Here is a 16,657-nt window from a genome sequence, read left to right as displayed (position 1 = left end):
AATGCCTCACGCGATTGACGCTTTTATGGGCCGTGATACGCATACTCATCAGCAACAGGACACCAATGATGCGAACTTCGGCTGCAGCAATTTCCGCTCTCCTTCTTCCAATACTGGCGAGTTGCACGACCACCTCGGGTGGCCTTGTTACGGAGAACAAGAACCTTACTGCAGTGAGCGCCGAGCGGACGCGACTGGGGCAGGCCTGGCACCTCAAAGCCGATTGCTCACAAGCAAGCCGTCCAAACGTTCGAACAGTTTCTCCGCCAGCTCATGGGAAACTCGAAATCGTACCTGAAGATGTACTCGCGAATTCGAAGAAGTTTTCCAAATGCGAAGGGGTGAAAACCGCCGGCGTGGTTGTTTACTACACCTCTGCAGCCGGGTACGTCGGCCCTGATAAAACAACGTTCAGGGAGTCCTATGGAGATGGCTTCGTTCGCGACGTGTCTTTCGACGTCAACGTCGTCAAGTAGAGCGCGGGGAGCGCCGGCGCGTTAGAAAGCCTATTGGTAATATTCATCGGACCGGGCGATTTTTTGGGAAACCACATAGGTTCGCGACGCGCCGCTGACCTGATTGGCCCGCGCGCGGCGGCGCAGCCATTCATCGAGACTATCGTGCCCGCTGTCGAATAGTTGCAGATCGTGCGCTTCTCCGAGAAGCGCCGGAGGTGACAACATCACCGCTGCCAGGGTTTGGGAGCATTCATCAGCCGTTCGAAACCTTCGCCGCTGGGCGGCTGGTCGAGGACGGCTAGATAGTGTTCATAGCTATCGGGATCGACTTGCACCAATGTCTGGTCGAGAAGCGCGTCTTCGGCGGCGCGGCGCGCGGCATCGATCATGAAATCCGAGCGGGTTTTCCCGTGAGCCTTGGCTGCACGGTCGATCAGGCCGCGAATGTCGTCACGAACCTTCAAATTGACGGCGTGTTTGTGGGTATCGGTCGCGCTTTTGCTGGCCATGGTCTTTTCCTTCGAGATCAGCCTATACCCTAAGCCATACACAACGTGTATCTATTTCTTGCCGCACAGCGGTTCGGCTGATCGCTGGTTCTCTACACCGTAAGCGGTGTGCCGTTCGCACCTTGCCAGGTGTTGCCTTGCTCGCGCAGTATGATCGAGATGCTATGAAGACGAACCAGGCCGCCGCACCAATTCCCCTGCGTGTTCTTCCATCCAGGCCACTTCGAGCGCTCCCTCATCAAGGACGCCACGGCGTTCCAATTTCATTTCCCATGCAGAGCCTGAGGCAGCGAGATTGCGCATATGTTGCTGCATCTGCCGCACCCTTTCTATGGCTGCTCGCATGATCTCGATTTCTGGCTCTATCCTATAGGCGTCGAGGAAGAGCTGGAAGCGCCGCGCTTTCTGGCGGACGCCTTTCGGCAGACCATGCGCTTCGCATTTGTCGTCACGCCAGAAGGGCACCCAACGCCACGCAATGAAGCCAAGGTCCCAGGAGCGCGGTCCTGGTGCTGCAGCATCCCAATCGATGAACGCGACAGGGAGCCCAGCTCGGAAGACGGTATTCCATGGTGACAGATCGTTGTGACAGATCGTCTCGACAGGTTCCTGCGGTTGAAGACGCCAGTTGCGCTCATTCCAGGGGAAGCTTGCTGCAGCATCGTGGTAGGAACGCAGCAATTTCCCTAATTCGGCAAGGGCCCGGTCGCTCCAGACATAGTCAGGAAGCCGGACGTCGAAGCGGCCATGTTGATCCGGGATGAAGCCTTTGCCCAAGCCGACTTCACCTTCGACGTAAGTGAGACATTCGCGTCCCTGATCATCGAAGCGGAGCGCACGGGGAGCTCCTTCAAATCCTTGCCGTTCAACGTGGCGAAGCAGGTCGAGAACAGCGGAAGACCATGCGCGGCCACCCCGCCGAACCGTGCCGCCCACCCGGACAACATTGGAATCTGCGCCGCCTGTGAGAGGAATTTCCGGATCGCCCATAGGGAACCTTAGGCACGGGCAAACCAGAGGGTCAAGCCGCGACGCTATCTTCGCTGCGTATCGAATGGCCGGGAGGGCGGCTCCGCAAGAGTGATGCGATTGCCGTCCGGGTCCGCGATCTGGGCAATCCTTCCGTAGTCGCCCTCGGATTCGCCTGTGAGCGTCACGCCAATCTCTTCGAGCGCTCTGCGGGCTTCGTGCATTTTCGGCACCACAATGGTCAGCCTGCCGAACCCAGCATTCTGCTTGTCGAGGAAGATTTGAATGTTCGCTCCGGCGACGTTGCGCCATTGGATCAACGCCTCCATGGGGCGATCATCAGGCACCCGGTCGAACAGCTGAGTGTAAAACTTCTCCGCTTTATCCATGTCTGCCGTTGCGAGCGCGGCGTAGATTCCCTGGATCAGCATTGCCACAACTCCCCTTTCTTACCGCCTCGACGGTAATGAAACAGGGCGAGTTGCGTTCCAATCGTGCGTGGATGGCGGCAAAGGCGGTCTGAAGGCCGTCCATTAATCCGTCAGGTTGGAAAGCAATTGGTCGAGCTGCTCCAACTGCTCCGGCAATGCGACAGCCGAGCCCTGCAGTGCTTCCTCAAGCGCCTCCTTGGACGGATAAACTTCGTGGAACGTCAGAAGCGTCTTCCCGCCTTGGTCCTCGAAGGTCACGGTGGTGATCGCGCCCTGCTCGCCTTCGTCGTTGGTCCAGACGATGCGCTCGTTCGGCACCACCTCGAGATACTTGCCATAGAAGGCCATGGTGTCCGAACCGCCGGCGCCGAATTCCAGCCGATATTTGCCGCCGGTGCGGACGTCCATATCGCATGATACGAGCGAAATGCCGGGTGCTGATTTTGGCACCCACCAGCGCCTGAACAGCTCGGGCTGGCTCCACGCCTTGTAAACCGTGCTCGGCGGCGCATCGAATATCCTGGTTATCACGAGTTCGCGATCCCCTCTGCGCTCGACCGACGTCCGGTTCTGCGCGTCACCTGCCCTCTCAACTTGCTCAGTCATCGCTTCCCTCCTGTTTCATTTCGCTGATGATCTCATCCAATTCTTCGAAGCGGGCCTCGAAGAGCCTGCGATGCGCCTCGATCCACTCGGCCTCCGCCTTGAGGCCGCGTTTCCCAAGCTTGCAGGTTCTCACCCGTCCGACCTTCTGTGTGACGACGAGCCCCGCCCGCTCGAGAACCTGGACGTGCTTCTTCATGCCGGTGAGCGTCATCTGGAACTTATCCGCCAGACTGGTGATCGACGCGTCCCCTCGCCCAAGCTGATCGATGATCCCGCGGCGGGTCGCATCGGACAGTGCCGCGAACGAGAGATCGAGGAGTGGACTTTCATACTGAACCATATGGTTCAGTGTATAACCTGCTCGCGCAAGTAGCGCAAGTGTCACCGAACTTTCCCTGGCGAAGACGGGCCACTCGAGGTCATGCACCGCGGCAGTGGCAGCGAAAGATAATCTGGCGCCGGCCTACAACAGTGATCGAGCGCCTCGCATCCGATTCAGCTTCAGGACATCAGGTGAGTTGAGCGAGGATATCGTCGACGACACCCGCAATGCTACCCGCCGTGTCGATATTGATACCGACGGGAAGGTACTCCCGGGTATTATGATAACGAAGTACCAGAGCCCGCTCGGCCGGCTCGAAGCCCGGCTCATCGGGCCGCCCATCCAATCGTCGGTTCAAAGTCTCAATGTCGATGTCGAGCACGAAAACCTTATCGAACAGGTGCAGGAATTTGTGGAAATTGCGCGAGCCGCCACAGAAGAAGGTAACAGGGTGGGTGGTGTCGGCAGCAATGGCCCGGACCTTTTCGGCAGGCCAAATCCAATGCGCGTATCCCCAAGCAATACGGTCGGCGCCTTCGGGTGGTCCTGCGAGTATGCGGCCTGTCGCGGGGTCGCCCACATATGCCAGGACGCGGTCACCATGGATAACATGGTAGCCCCGCCGCTCCAGTTCGGAAGCGACAGACGTTTTTCCAGTGCCCGAACTGCCTTCGATCAAATAGTTCCTGATGCCCATGAGGGCTTTTATCACGGCCTTCAATCCGGTGAGAAGAGTCTTACCGTGCGGAGGATGTGCCGGCACGCCCGTCGCCATGTCTACGTCGATCGGCTTAGCCGAACCTTTCCACCAGGAAATCGATCACCGTCCGCAGCATCGCTGTCGGACGCCGGTTCGGGGCGTAGATGAGGGACATCGGCACAGGTCTGTAGGACCATTCCGGCAGCACATGCTCGAGCCGTCCTTCGACTATATCGGCGGCGAGCAGCAGTTCCGGCTGAAGCACGATTCCCGCGCCGCTGAGCGCTGCCATGCGCAGTGCTGCGCCCTGATTGGTGGAAAATTTTCCGGAGATCGGCACATCGCGCATTTCGCCGCCTGGCCCGACCAGGTGCCAGCGGTCATGCATGCGCCAATAGGAATGGCCGAGGCAGAGATGGGTCGTCAGATCCTCCGGCGCGGCCGGCCGGCCATGGCGGGCAAGATAATCCGGCGCGGCGGCGAGAATGCGCCGATAGGGCGTGAGCGGTCGAGCGACTAGGCTGCTGTCTGACAGCGGGCCAATGTGGATGCCGAGCTCGAACCCCTCGCCGACGAGATCATGGACATTGTTGTCGAGCGATAGCTCGATGCTGACGTCGGGATGAGCATTCTGGTAATCGATCAGCGCCGGCACCAGAACTTGCGTGCCGAAGCTGACGGGCGCCACCAGCCGAAGCCGGCCGCGCGGCGCCGACTGCAGCTCGCTCGCCGAAGCCTCGGCCAGCGCCACTTCGGCCAGCGCGCGCTTGCAGCGCTCGTAATAAAGCTGGCCAACCTCCGTCAGCTGATGGCGCCGCGTGGTGCGATGGATGAGCTTGGCCCCGAGCCGGGTCTCGATCGTCTTGATGTGCTTGGCAACCATGGGGGGCGACACCCGCGCAATCTCCGCGGCGGCCGCGAAACTGCCATTGTCGATGACCCTGACGAACATCGCCATGCCGGCCAACTTGTCCATGATTGCCTACTCACAGGTTTCGAATGACGATACCGGCAGCTTATTTATCAACCTCAGCATTTACAACATAGTCGTCATGCCCGCCCCAAGGCGACGGACATTGCCAATAACGAAGGAAAAAACATGCCCATTCTTCACCTGCAGATGCATCCCGGCCGCACCGACGAGCAGAAGCGCGCCTTCGTGCGCGAAGCAACCAAGGCCGCCGTCGAGACCCTGGCCTGCCCGCCGGAATCGCTGGAAATCCTGATCACGGAGATCGCCAAGGATTCCTGGGCGGTCGGCGGCAAGCTGAAATCCGAGGTCTGAGCGTCGAAGGTGCGAGCTGCGGGCGGCGGAGCGATAGCCAGGGACCTCGGCTTCGGCCCTGACTGGTTGACCTTTCCGGGTGCCGCTTTCAACGCCTGCAAGTCTCCCGGTAGCCGGCTCCGCCGGCGATTCCGGCTTTTCTTGCATCTGAACCGACTGAGTCTGTCCTAAGAGGGGCTTATTCGTTGTCGCAGATTGTCGAGGAGGCGATCGGAAGGCTCCGCCGCATGAACAACTGGCAAGCGAGATGAAGGACCACCTCAGAGCGTGTCGATCAGCCCGCCGTCCACGCGCATGGAAGCTCCGGTCGTCGCGGATGCCAAAGGCGACGCCAGATAGGTTACGAGGTTGGCGATTTCCTCGACGTTTGCAGCTCGTTGGATGATCGAACTGCCACGATGCTTCTTGACGAAGTCCGCCGCGACCTCCTCGATCGGCTTGCCCGTCTTCGCACGCTCTTCGGCAAGCATCGCCTCGACGCCTTCGGACAGTGTTGGGCCGGGGAGAACCGAGTTCACAGTAACGCCTGTACCAGCCATGCGCTTGGCGAGCCCGCGGGCAACCGCGATATCGGCGGTCTTACTAACGCCGTAATGAATCATCTCCACCGGAATGTTAAAGCCGGATTCCGATGCGATGAAGATGACGCGACCCCAGTCAACGCTCTGCATACCCGGAAGGTAGGCACGCGAAAGCCTGACGGCCGACATGACGTTTACCTGCCAATGGCGATTCCATACCTCGTCGTTCGCCTCGAAGAAGTCGAGCGGCTGGAAGATGCCCGCATTGTTGATCAGGATATCGACATGAGGAACCTTGGCGACGAGAGCGCCACACCCTTCAGCGGTTGCGATATCGGCTGCGACGGCGGCTACGGTGCCCCTGGCACCTTCGCCTTTCAGGCGTTCGGCGGCCTTTGCTGTCTTTTCTTCAGACCGTCCGTTGATCACCACGTCCGCGCCAGCCCTCGCGAGCTGGCGGGCGATCGCGTAGCCGATGCCTTCGGTAGATCCAGTAATCAGAGCGGTCTTGCCTGCGAGGTCGATCTGCATCTGCTGCTCCTTCTGAGGTTGGATCAGAGAACGTATGACCTGGCGGTCGGTCTCGCAACAGCCCTCGACGTCGATGATCCTGTCGGGTTGGGCCGGTGGCGGTGCTTGGGAGCGGGTTTGCAGTCTGATCCAGAAGCAGATGACACTCTCTCAGAGTTCGAAGCACTGATCCGGCAAGCGCGACAATTGGAAAGACAGCAACAGCTCGACTAGCAGACCTAAGGTGTCTGCCGTCCCTTATAAACCGTCCGGAAACCGGTAATTCATTCTCCTATAAATCTGCTCGAATCCGGCAATGATGAGATTGGCGTGAGAGACATTCGGTTCATCGGCTGAAAGCTGGGCGGTTTCGGCGACGAATGTCTGAACGCCCTGACTGGCGCCTTGGTTCAGACGCGCGGTAATGAGAGCCTTCTGTGCCCCTCGATTGCGAAACTCGGGAACAGTCGCGCCACCGCCAAGCCACGCAAAGCCGTCTGCTGCATACATCGCGCCGGTCGCAATCGGCCTGCCGTCCAATTCCGCGAAAAAGCAGCTCCAACCGTCCTTCCCGACGATCGCTGACCAAAGCGGTGTCAGGTTTGCCGGAAAGTTAAATCCGGCGCACATCATCGAGCCGAAGATTTCGGCTTCGGTGACTTTGACCTGGCGGGTAGTGACCTCTCCAGAATGGATGAGTGGCGTAGAAGGCGCCGTTCGCCGTAGCTTTGCCCATCCGTTACCTTGGGGTACAAGGCCCCGTTTCCTCATCCAATCGTGTGTCTGTTGAGGAGCGGTGGCAGCGTTCATTTGCAAGTAACGGCGGCCTGCCTTTTTGCTCATCCATTCATAGGCCGTATCGAGATCTTCAAGTGCTACAATGCCGAGCACACGATTTAGACCGATGGCGGGCGCGCTGGGCAGCGATATTGCGCAACCTACAGCCAATTGCATGCAGCGAAACTCAGCCTGGTCGACGAGCGTCTGGGGCGCGACCATGAACAGGTCGACAAAAGCTTTCGCTTCGATGATATCTTCTTCCGGCACCGTTTGGTGCGATGCTGACCGGCGATCCATGGTAGTGTCCTCTGTATGCGAGTTCACGTTGCCATTTCCGTGTGAGAAAGCCGATGATCGCTTCGCGGCCGTTTATAAACTCGGAGCGGTTGCGCCACCGGCTGTTATGGCTATAGGCCAGCGCTACCTTCTCGGGATTGCGGCTGTTCCAGCCATCCTCCGCAAGCCGAACCTTTTCTGCTGCAGAAGCCCATGAAAAGGGCGGCAACGGGGGTCTGTGTGGCGTCCATTATTTTCCTCCCAATGCCTCGAGCCGAGTACGCAATTCTGCATTCTCCGACTCCAATTCGGCCAAGCGTTCCCGCAATGGTCTTACCGCTTTCTCGACCTCGTGTTCGGTGTAACGCGGTGTGATATGTTGAGGGCAGTTCCAATCGAAGGCTTCCAACCGCAGCCGGAAAATCCGTTCTGACTCTGCTCGGTAGCCGGCGTCGAAAACAAGGTCGGTCAGTGCCGGGTCGGCATCGAGTGCTAGCTTCTCGACATGCATATATATCTTGAGGCGTGCTCGTCGCGGGTAATCCACCAGAAAAAGACAGGCCCGGTCATTTGCGGCAAAGTTTCCGGTACTGATATATTGGCGGTTGCCCCTGTAGTCGGCAAAAGCCAGCGTTTTCTTGTCGACTATTTTCAGAAAGCCCTTTGGCCCACCGCGATGCTGAACATATGGCCAGCCGGTTTCCGACACAGAGGCAATGTAGAAGCTGTCCCGTTCAGAGATGAAAGCCAGTTCGCTGTCGGTGAAGTGGTCGGATTCTCGATGGTGGTCGCCTAACCAAATCTGGTCGGTACCCATTTCAGCTTGTGCAAGCCGCACATTCGGAGTGATTGCAACTTCCAAAAAATGGTACGGCATGGGGATCTCCAAAATCTGGAATTTAGTAACCACTGTTCAGCGGAGCGACCTCGGCGTGGCGGAACCTTGGTCGCACCGCCGGTGACCATGGCTGATGGTCACTTCTTTGCGACGTTGCGATTCAGGAAGTCGTTGATTAGCGGAGCGGCGACGTCAAGCTTTTCTTCGAGCAGGAAGTGGCCCGAGTTCAGGATATGAATTTCGGCATTCGGAAGATCCTTGAGATAAGGATGAGCGCCGGCCTCAGGAAAGATATAATCGTTCTTGCCCCAGACGATGAGCGTGGGCGGTTTGCGCTCACGAAAGAAACTTTGGAACGCAGGGTAAAGCGGCACGTTGGTGCGATAGTCATACAACATATCGAGCTGGATATCTTTGTTGCCTGGTCGGTCCAAAAGAGCTTGGTCGTGAACCCAGTTGTCAGGGCTGATGCGCGACACGTCTTCCATGCCATCGGTATACTGGAACTTGGTCGTTTCGAGCGTGACCAGACCGGAGAGCGCCTCACGGCTCTTCTTCGATCCATCGGACCAGTAGGTCTTGATGGGATCCCAGAATTCCTTGAGCCCTTCATCATAGGCGTTGCCGTTCTGGATGATCAGCGCACTGACCCGTTCCGGATGTTCAGCGCTAAGCGGTATCCCACCGGTGCACCATAATCCATGACGTACATCGCATAGCTTTCGACCGCCAAATGATCCAGCAACCTGTCGACGATATTGGCGACGCCGCTAAACGTATAGGCAAAGTTGCTATGATCGGGAGATGCACTTTGCCCGTAACCCGGATAGTCAGGCGCGATGACGTGGTATCGATCTGCAAGGAGCGGTATCAGATTACGGAACATGTGGGATGACGTCGGAAATCCATGAAGCAGCAGCACGACCGGAGCGTCGGCCGGCCCCGCTTCCCGGTAGAAGATATCGAGACCCTCGATCTTTGCGGTTCGGTAGTGGACGGGAACCGGGACCTCGCGAACGTACGTCGTGGCCTGCGCGGGAAGCGCTGCCGCTACATTTGCGGCAGTCATGCTGGCGGTCGCCAGCATCAGGCACATAATCAAGCTACGCATGATGGTCTCCCTATAGGTCGAGATGAAAAAATGATCTCGAATGAGGGCTGCTGTCGGTCGTTCAGACCGCGCAAGCGCCGTGGCGATTAACAACGTCACCGGAGGCTGTTGCCTCAGGTCAGGAATGGCAGTGATGTAGAATTTCGTTGCACGTGAATGCTCGATGTGAAGGCGACGAGGGACCCGCTGAGCTCACCGTTCCTCAAAGGGCTTCGGCGTTAAGGAGTAAGCCGGTTTGTGGCCTCGCTCAATTGCGATCTAGGTCACGCTTAACTAGACGATGGCATTGCAACCATAGACCTTCGTATATCGATTTTCCCTTACCCAAGTCATAGAAATCTCGTAACTATTTCCGACGGACGATCGGCCATCTTTCGACATTTCCTGACATGGAGTCGGAACGTTTGAGCTCCGTAACGTCTCAAACACTGAACGGAGTGTGCGGTGGAACGAGAACCGGAAACCGATCCCATTATCGATATGATCCCCGCCATGGTGTGGTCCGCAACGTCGGAAGGCATGTTGGATTTTGCCAACCAGCATTTTCTCGAGTTTATCGGGGCGCCGCTTGAGGAAATCTCCGGAGTGGGATTCTACAAGCTGTTTCATCCCGACGACACGTCACATCTCGCTTCGGAATGGCACGACATCATGGCCTCGAAACATGCCAGAGAGGTCGTGGGCAGGCTCAGGCGCGCAGATGGTCAATATCGTTGGTGCACGCTTCGGCAGAAGCCGCGGCTCGATCCTGAAGGGAATGTCGTGAGATGGTATGGTGTGGTCCTCGATATAGAAGACCGCAAACAGGCCGAAAACGCATTGAAAGAAACGAAGACAGCACTTGCAGCCAGCGAGGAAAATCTCAGCCTCATCATCAATTCGCTGCCTGTTCTCGTATGGTCGGCGCGGCCGGATGGTAGCGCTGATTTTGTCAATAAAAGCTGGCTGGACTACGCGGGTCGTCCTGCAGACCAAATCCTCGAGTGGGGTTTTCTGGAGCTTTACCACCCGGACGACATTCCAGGCATGGTGGACATCTGGAAGAGAGACCTCGAGCATTCCGACCACACTGTTCTGAAGGGGCGCATCCGTGGAGCCGACGGCAACTACCGTTGGTTCTATTTCTCAGGCCGCAAGCTGGTTGATGCCAACGGGGTCGTGCGATGGTTTGGCTGCAATATCGATATCGAAGACCTGCAACGTGCGGAGATTGCTCTTCGAGAAAGCGAAGCAGCGCTCAGGGAAAGCGAACACAAACTCAACCTTATCATCAACACGATACCCGCCATGGCTTGGTCCTGCACCTCGGATGGCCGGCTTGAATATTTTAATCGAAACTTGATCGATTATGTCGGTCTACCTTTTGAAGAGATCGTCGGCTTCGGTTTTTATCGCATGTTTCATCCTGATGATGTCGAGCTGATGCGTATGGCCTGGGACGATATCGTAGCCTCAAAAAAAAGCCGCCCGGTAGACGCCCGTATCAGACGGGCCGATGGCGAATATCGGTGGTTTAACCTTCGACAAAGCCCTCTTCTGGATTCAGATGGAAATGTTGTGAGATGGTACGGCGTCGTCGTGGACATCGAGGATCGCAAACGGGCGGAAGAGTCCTTGCGGCAAAGCCAGAGTGACCTCGCCCATGTGACCCGAATGACCGCCACAGGTGAACTTGCCGTTTCGATTGCCCATGAAGTCAACCAGCCGCTAATGGCAATTGTCACGAATGCCGGCACATGTCTGCGCTGGCTGCAACCGGGGCATACCGATATCGAACAGGCCCGGCTCGCGGCGGAGAGGATCGTCAACGATGGTCATCGCGCCGGCGACATCATCGCAAGTATCAGAGCACTGGCTCAGAAGTCACCAGCCCGGATGGAGCGAACTGACTTGAAGGGCGCCGTGCGTGATGTGCTGGATCTTTTGAGAGGGGAACTTCGTCACCGAGAGATCGAACTCGATCTCGATCTTCCGAAATGGCCTCTGGAGGTCATTGGAGATCGAACTCAGCTGCAACAGGTAGTTCTGAACTTGGTCATGAACAGCGCCGAAGCGATGGCCGCTGCTTCAAGCGACAGACGTATCAGGATCAGATGCACCGAGGACGAGCAACAATTCGTGAGAGTGAGTGTCTCGGACTCGGGACGCGGTGTTCCTCCCGACGAGTTGGACCGAGTGTTCGAAGCATTTTACAGCACGAAGGCCGACGGTATCGGGATGGGACTTTCCATATGCCGCTCCATTATTGAAGCCCATGGCGGTCGGATTTGGGCTTCGTCGGCAGAGAGTCGGATTGGTACGGTGTTTACGTTTACATTGCCCATGGCGGAGGTCACAGCCGACTATGATCGATGATCGCAAAAGAAGTCCGCCGACCGTCATCATCATAGATGACGACGAAAGCGTCCGCGAAGCTTTGAGGGGATTGTTCGAATCCGTAGGGCACGCCACTGAAACCCATTGCTCGGTGCCGGAGTTCCTTTCTGCGGATGATCCCGACCGGGCAGGCTGTATTGTTCTGGATATTCGTCTGCCAGGCCAGAGCGGTCTGGAGTTTCAAGAAGCTCTGACGAAAAGCCGACATCCAAGGTCGGTGGTGCTGATCAGCGCCCATGTCGATGTCGCGATGGCGGTCCGCGCAATGAAAGCCGGAGCTATTGATGTCCTGACAAAGCCCGTGCGTGAACAGGATTTACTGGAGGCGGTAAACCGCGCTTTGGCGGATGATGATGCTCGACGCAAAGAAGCAAACCAAATGGCTGGGTTGCGCTTGAGGCATTCCAAGCTTACCGAGCGTGAGCGGCAGATCATGGCATTGGTCGTCGCCGGGAAACTGAACAAGCAGATTGCGGCTGAGGTTCAGCTCGCCGAGGCCACCGTAAAGCTTCACCGCGGCCACATGATGCGGAAAATGCAAGCATCGTCAGTCGCAGATTTGGTTAGGATCGCTGGCATTCTGAAGGACTGAAAGCAGCTATTTGGAGAAAACGGGGTGTTATCACTTGCAAGAGCTGAGGCTCCGACATCGACAGATGGTGATGAGCCGGTACCTTTGTGCCACAATCCGGACCTGAAAACTTCGCGCATCGATTTGAACGTCTTCTACTGAGTGAACGATCACCGGGAGCTGCCAGTCCGCTACGGGCCCCAAATCTGCCGTTCCTCTCGCCGAGCCCAGCGAGCGCTTCTGTAGGCGCGGAGGTGACGTCTAAAAGGATTGGTCGCTGGACGTGCGGCCTACGATCGCATTATCGGCAGCAAACCCGGCCGCCGCTCACCCATTCCCTGCGGAACGAGCGATAGAGTACGGATACCCGCCTCGTCGGCCGCACGCAGAAGCACTTCGCGGAATTGTTCCGGGGCAATTTTGCCGGTGATGGCGTCGACGCAGGCTTTGACGGCAGCCATATATTCCTCGCCGTCATCGCAAGGCCAGTCGTTCATCAGGAGACGCGCCGCGTCGCCCAACGTCCACACGATCTTGCGAGATTTCGGACCTCGCAAAGCAAAACCGACAGGCGTGAATGCTGATGATGTATTCCAGCACATTTTCCCCGACCCCTCAACGCACGGATACTGCAGTCCCCATGTTCAATGTACGCGCGTATTTAAAAATTTGGAATTGAAATCTATCGTAAGGCACGGCTTAAACGCGAATTTGTGATTGAAAGTTCGCCGCAATTCGGCGCTGACGCTGAGGAGGCCGACGCCGGAGGCGCCGGAGCAGAGGAGCGACGATCCAAATCATATCGAAATGCATTCCCTCGCACACATTCTGATCTTTCGGCTGAAACCTGCGAGCGCTTTTGGCGGATCTGAGATCCAATCTCGCGTTATCTACCGATGCGTTAGGTTGCCGACTTCACGCTGCTTTTTGTTGGCGCAGATTTCAGGCGGATTCGAAGCGGACGGCCTTCGGCATGATCGACCTCGAAGGCGTTCGTCTTCCTAATCAGATCGCTCAACTTCTTGAATCCGAACGTTCGTGGGTCGAAGTCGGATGCCAGATTGGCGAGTCGGGCTCCAACCGCGCCGAGCAGGATCCATCCATCCTCGGTCTCCATCTGCGCGATCACTCTTTTGATGATCGGTATTGCGGCGCTAGGTGGCCGTAGTGAAGACGCGGCCTGTGCGGCGTCCGCTCCGTTCGACACGACTGTAGGCGTCAGATTTTCCGTGTAGATAAACCGACGGCATGCCTGCCGAAAACTCTCCGGCGTCTTCTGTTCCCCGAATCCGAAGACATCGATCCCTTGCTCCCGGATGCGTGAGGCGAGACGCGTGAAATCGCTATCGGATGACACCAGGCAGAAGCCGTCGAAGCGGCCACTATGAAGCAAGTCCATCGCATCGATAACAAGCGTGATGTCGGACGCGTTCTTGCCCGTGGTGTAGGCAAACTGTTGTTGAGGGATGATCGCGTGTCTTGCAAGGACGTCGATCCATGCCTTGGAGCGAGCATTGGCGAAGTCGCCATAGATGCGCCGTACGCTCGCTTCACCGATCTTGGCTATTTCCTCGAATAGACCGTCAACGATTTTTGCGGAGGCGTTGTCGGCATCGATTAGAACAGCAAGGCGTGGCGAGCGTGGTTCAGGCATGTCGAAGCTCCGTGGTGATTGATAGGCCCAGATTTACGCCGGCTGACTCGGTAGTTCCTTCAAACAAGCGGTTGCATCACGTATCGTCTATAGCGAATGGAAGCAGCTAAAGGGCTCATGAATGGTGTGCCGTGTGGCCCCCTCATCCGCCCTACGGGCACCTTCTCCCCGCTGGGGAGAAGAGGGAGCAAGGTCCGCCGACACTTTCCGAACGAGACGCGCCATCCTGGAATCATCCCACTCAGTTGTCAGCGGCACACCAATCTCCCTTTTCATTCTCCAGGTCGCCGCGGTCACCGCAACTCGGCGCTAACCCGAAAAATCCCGCCGGTGGAGGCATCCGAGCATACGACGAAGGTGGAGCCTTCTTGCGCCATGAAGGCGACGTTGCCGCCGGTTTCGCAGGGGGTGGCGCTCCATTGCAGGATGATGTCGCCGTTGTCGGGCAGTTTTTCCGTCGTCAGCTTGACCGCACTGGCCATCCATTCGGTCGCCGACGGCAGGTGGATGGGGGCGTTCAGCTGTTTCGACAGCCAGGCGGTATAGTTCTGCGCCTCGGCGAGCGGCACGTCGTCGGCCGGCTGCTCGGGATTGCCGGCATAGGCCTGGGCAGAGGCGGGGTCTGAGTTGGCGGTGTAATACTGCGCCATCTCGGCGCGGGTGACCGCTTTGGCCTGCATGCAGAAGGATTTTTCGACCTTCACGGCGCCATTGGCGACGCCGAGCATACCGCCGAGCTCCTTCAGCGACGAGGTCATCAGCCGGACATTGTCGAGCGAATAGCTGCCGGCCGGGATGGTCTCGAAGAGGACATTCGGCGCAACCGGGCAGAAGCCGCGCGCCGACAGCGCTTCGAGATCGGCAAGGATCGGCTGGTAGGCTGATATGGCGAGCTTGTAGGCCTCCGTGGTGTAGCGGCCGTCGGCCTCGGTGAGCTTCGGCGCGAGTGCGGCAAGTGTGGGATCGGCGGGGCCGGCGCGTGTCGTCAGGGAGGCGTGGAGATCGGTGACCTTCTGCCTCAGCGCCGTCGCCTCATCCTTGGCCGCCATGACATCCGATATCAGCGCTGCGAAGAGTTTGGCGGCGTCGCCGTAGTTCGAGGTCGCAGCCGGCAGCTGCCATTGCTCGGCCTTGGCCTTGGCCTCCGTCATCAGGCCGCTCGCCTTGGCGACGTCGGGGCTGTCGCCGGCGCCGATGCGGGTGACGGTTTCGCGTTTTGCCGCGGCGTCCTTTTCGGCCGCCGTCAGCGCGGTCAGCGCCTTGGCGAGATCGTCGTAAGCCGTTTTGGCGGCCTCGTAATTATCGACCGCGCCATGCATCTGCTGGGCGGCGGCGCTGTCGGCGGCGGCCTTCATCTTGCTGTCGGCCTCGGCAAAACTCGGGGCCTTGTCGCCGCCGGCGGCGGCAGCGGCGGATTTGGCCTTTTCGGCATTTTCTTTCGAGATGGCGATCAGCGACTTGCCGAGGCTGATGGCGGCCTTCTGGTAGCCGGGAAGCGCCTTCTTATAGTCCTCGTCCTTGAGGGCGGCACTGGCCTCGGTCAGTGCGGCGGCGCCGGCATCATAGGAAAGCTTCGCCTCGTCGCCGGGGGGGCGTTCCGGCGCCTTGGCGGCGATGGCTTTGTCCCTGCGGCTCTCGGCCTCCTTCTTCCAGGTGCCGACATCGGCGACGAGCTTGGGATCCGGGCGCAGCAGCTTCGGGATGGTGACTACGCCGACGCCGATGCAGATCAAGAGGAGCGCACCGATCATCGAGAAATGCGCCAGCGTCCATTTCTTCCGCTTCGGGGCGTCAGGCTGTTGCGGCATGCCGCCGCGCGGATCCCAGGCCATCGGCTGGATGCCCGTGGTCACGCGACTGAATTCGCCGAGCGCATCGGCTCCCATGCGCGGGCGCTGGGCCGGATCGCGGCTCAGCATTCTTTCGATCAGGCTGGCCAGGCCCTCTGGAAAACCGGGAATCAGCACGTCGAGACGCGGGAAGATGTTCGAAGGGTCGAGATGGATGTTCTTCCAGCTCTGCTCGCGCTGGTGTTCGTCCTCCCAGACCATGACGCTGTCGAAGACGCTGGCATAGGTCTGGCGCGGCAGGAAGAGCTTGTAGGCGATCATACCCATCGCATAGATATCGAGCGCAGCGGAAGCGGAGAAGGTGCCGCTGGCATAGATCTCCGGTGCGCCGAATTCTGGCGCATAGGGCGGGATGATGTGCTCGCCGATCTTGGAGATCAGGTGCAGGTTGCCGATCCTGACCGAGAGGCCGGAATAATCCTCCGACACATAGATGCACTGGTCGGTCAGCGCATTATGGGCGTAACCTGCCCCGTGCAGCGTCGCCAGCCCTTCGAGGATGTGGCGGCCGATCTCGATGGCGCGATCATAGGCCACCATCTCGGTTTCCTCGAGATATTGGTGCAGCGTCTTCGACGGCCGCTTCTCGACGATGTAGAAATTGTCGTCTTCCGGCGACGGCGGAATGAGATCCTCGATCTCGACGAAGCGCCGCGCCGTCAGCGATTTGGCCTCATTGACCGAGGTCCAGACCCGCTCGAAGCGGGCCTTGTCCAGTTTCAGCGCCACGTCAGGGGCGACGATGAAGACCGAACGATCCATCCGCTTGTCCTGAGCGGGATAGACGATGAACTCGTTCTCATAGACCGGCTCGCCGATCGTGTAGCGGGCGATCAGATCACTTCTCATGCACGTGTCCCCCTGCCATTTTGTCTTCATCAAAGCGCATG

The 16,657-nt window shown here is 58.3% G+C and carries 17 protein-coding genes and 3 pseudogenes; 4 read left to right on the top strand and 16 right to left on the bottom strand.

Annotated elements, in window-relative coordinates; genetic code table 11:
* Positions 1–65: 65 nt before the first annotated feature.
* Entirely contained in the window at positions 66–476 is a 411-nt protein-coding gene (locus QWJ46_RS04255; protein ID WP_302749199.1) for a hypothetical protein, read from the top strand.
* Positions 477–536: 60 nt separating this feature from the next.
* Here the strand turns inward: QWJ46_RS04255 and QWJ46_RS04250 are convergent.
* The 8 genes and pseudogenes from QWJ46_RS04250 to QWJ46_RS04215 all read right to left on the bottom strand — a co-directional run.
* Positions 537–683: pseudogene (locus QWJ46_RS04250) on the bottom strand (GNAT family N-acetyltransferase); the annotation flags it as partial.
* Positions 683–967, bottom strand: a complete 285-nt coding sequence (locus QWJ46_RS04245) for a DUF1778 domain-containing protein (protein ID WP_302749198.1) — start codon at positions 965–967, stop codon at positions 683–685. The pseudogene QWJ46_RS04250 and the gene QWJ46_RS04245, both read right to left, overlap by 1 nt.
* A 162-nt stretch (positions 968–1,129) precedes the next feature.
* Positions 1,130–1,957, bottom strand: a complete 828-nt coding sequence (locus QWJ46_RS04240; RefSeq protein WP_302749196.1) for an aminoglycoside phosphotransferase family protein — start codon at positions 1,955–1,957, stop codon at positions 1,130–1,132.
* A gap of 44 nt (positions 1,958–2,001) precedes the next feature.
* Positions 2,002–2,367, bottom strand: coding sequence for a VOC family protein (locus QWJ46_RS04235; protein WP_302749195.1), 366 nt, complete (start codon positions 2,365–2,367; stop codon positions 2,002–2,004).
* Between the two features lie 102 nt (positions 2,368–2,469).
* Positions 2,470–2,973, bottom strand: coding sequence for an SRPBCC family protein (locus tag QWJ46_RS04230; protein ID WP_302749194.1), 504 nt, complete (start codon positions 2,971–2,973; stop codon positions 2,470–2,472).
* A complete protein-coding gene (locus tag QWJ46_RS04225; protein WP_302749515.1) occupies positions 2,966–3,313 on the bottom strand; it encodes a helix-turn-helix transcriptional regulator in 348 nt (115 codons plus the stop codon). The genes QWJ46_RS04230 and QWJ46_RS04225 overlap by 8 nt, the downstream gene beginning before the upstream one ends.
* A 169-nt stretch (positions 3,314–3,482) precedes the next feature.
* A complete protein-coding gene (locus tag QWJ46_RS04220) occupies positions 3,483–3,992 on the bottom strand; it encodes a nucleoside kinase (protein WP_302749513.1) in 510 nt (169 codons plus the stop codon).
* Positions 3,993–4,086: 94 nt separating this feature from the next.
* Positions 4,087–4,971 carry a LysR family transcriptional regulator gene (locus tag QWJ46_RS04215; protein WP_302749192.1) on the bottom strand — a complete coding sequence of 295 codons (885 nt, stop codon included), beginning with the start codon at positions 4,969–4,971 and terminating at the stop codon, positions 4,087–4,089.
* A 123-nt stretch (positions 4,972–5,094) separates the two neighbouring features.
* On the opposite strand from QWJ46_RS04215, the gene QWJ46_RS04210 reads away from it, so the two are divergent.
* Complete coding sequence (locus QWJ46_RS04210) at positions 5,095–5,280, top strand: 4-oxalocrotonate tautomerase (protein ID WP_368046074.1); 186 nt, start codon at positions 5,095–5,097, stop codon at positions 5,278–5,280.
* Positions 5,281–5,540: 260 nt separating this feature from the next.
* Here QWJ46_RS04210 and QWJ46_RS04205 read toward each other — a convergent pair whose 3' ends face one another.
* From QWJ46_RS04205 to QWJ46_RS04185, 5 genes and pseudogenes are all read right to left on the bottom strand, one after another.
* Complete coding sequence (locus QWJ46_RS04205) at positions 5,541–6,332, bottom strand: SDR family NAD(P)-dependent oxidoreductase (RefSeq protein ID WP_184455930.1); 792 nt, start codon at positions 6,330–6,332, stop codon at positions 5,541–5,543.
* A 237-nt stretch (positions 6,333–6,569) separates the two neighbouring features.
* Positions 6,570–7,388 carry a GNAT family N-acetyltransferase gene (locus QWJ46_RS04200; protein WP_302749191.1) on the bottom strand — a complete coding sequence of 273 codons (819 nt, stop codon included), beginning with the start codon at positions 7,386–7,388 and terminating at the stop codon, positions 6,570–6,572.
* Positions 7,389–7,398: 10 nt separating this feature from the next.
* Positions 7,399–7,596 (bottom strand): annotated as a pseudogene (locus QWJ46_RS04195) (DUF1348 family protein); the annotation flags it as partial.
* Positions 7,597–7,617: 21 nt separating this feature from the next.
* Positions 7,618–8,244: a pyridoxamine 5'-phosphate oxidase family protein gene (locus QWJ46_RS04190; RefSeq protein ID WP_302749189.1), complete on the bottom strand. Its 627-nt coding sequence runs from the start codon at positions 8,242–8,244 to the stop codon at positions 7,618–7,620.
* A 98-nt stretch (positions 8,245–8,342) separates the two neighbouring features.
* Positions 8,343–9,316 (bottom strand): annotated as a pseudogene (locus tag QWJ46_RS04185) (alpha/beta fold hydrolase).
* 444 nt (positions 9,317–9,760) lie between these two features.
* Between QWJ46_RS04185 and QWJ46_RS04180 the strand changes: the two are divergent.
* Together QWJ46_RS04180 and QWJ46_RS04175 are read left to right on the top strand one after the other, a co-directional pair.
* Positions 9,761–11,671: a PAS domain-containing sensor histidine kinase gene (locus QWJ46_RS04180; protein ID WP_302749188.1), complete on the top strand. Its 1,911-nt coding sequence runs from the start codon at positions 9,761–9,763 to the stop codon at positions 11,669–11,671.
* Positions 11,661–12,284, top strand: coding sequence for a response regulator transcription factor (locus QWJ46_RS04175; protein WP_302749187.1), 624 nt, complete (start codon positions 11,661–11,663; stop codon positions 12,282–12,284). The genes QWJ46_RS04180 and QWJ46_RS04175 overlap by 11 nt, the downstream gene beginning before the upstream one ends.
* 269 nt (positions 12,285–12,553) lie before the next feature.
* Here the strand turns inward: QWJ46_RS04175 and QWJ46_RS04170 are convergent, their stop codons facing one another.
* The 3 genes from QWJ46_RS04170 to QWJ46_RS04160 form a co-directional block, all read right to left on the bottom strand.
* Positions 12,554–12,865 carry a DUF982 domain-containing protein gene (locus QWJ46_RS04170; protein ID WP_183704633.1) on the bottom strand — a complete coding sequence of 104 codons (312 nt, stop codon included), beginning with the start codon at positions 12,863–12,865 and terminating at the stop codon, positions 12,554–12,556.
* Positions 12,866–13,164: 299 nt separating this feature from the next.
* A complete protein-coding gene (locus tag QWJ46_RS04165) occupies positions 13,165–13,917 on the bottom strand; it encodes an NYN domain-containing protein (RefSeq protein WP_302749185.1) in 753 nt (250 codons plus the stop codon).
* Between the two features lie 293 nt (positions 13,918–14,210).
* Complete coding sequence (locus QWJ46_RS04160) at positions 14,211–16,616, bottom strand: serine/threonine protein kinase (protein WP_302749184.1); 2,406 nt, start codon at positions 16,614–16,616, stop codon at positions 14,211–14,213.
* Positions 16,617–16,657: the final 41 nt, after the last annotated feature.

The organism is Rhizobium sp. CBN3 (assembly GCF_030518245.1).
In the GTDB taxonomy this organism is placed as follows: domain Bacteria; phylum Pseudomonadota; class Alphaproteobacteria; order Rhizobiales; family Rhizobiaceae; genus Rhizobium; species Rhizobium aethiopicum_A.
The sequence above is the reverse complement of the archived record's forward strand: the minus strand, read 5'-3'. Positions and strand labels throughout refer to the sequence as shown.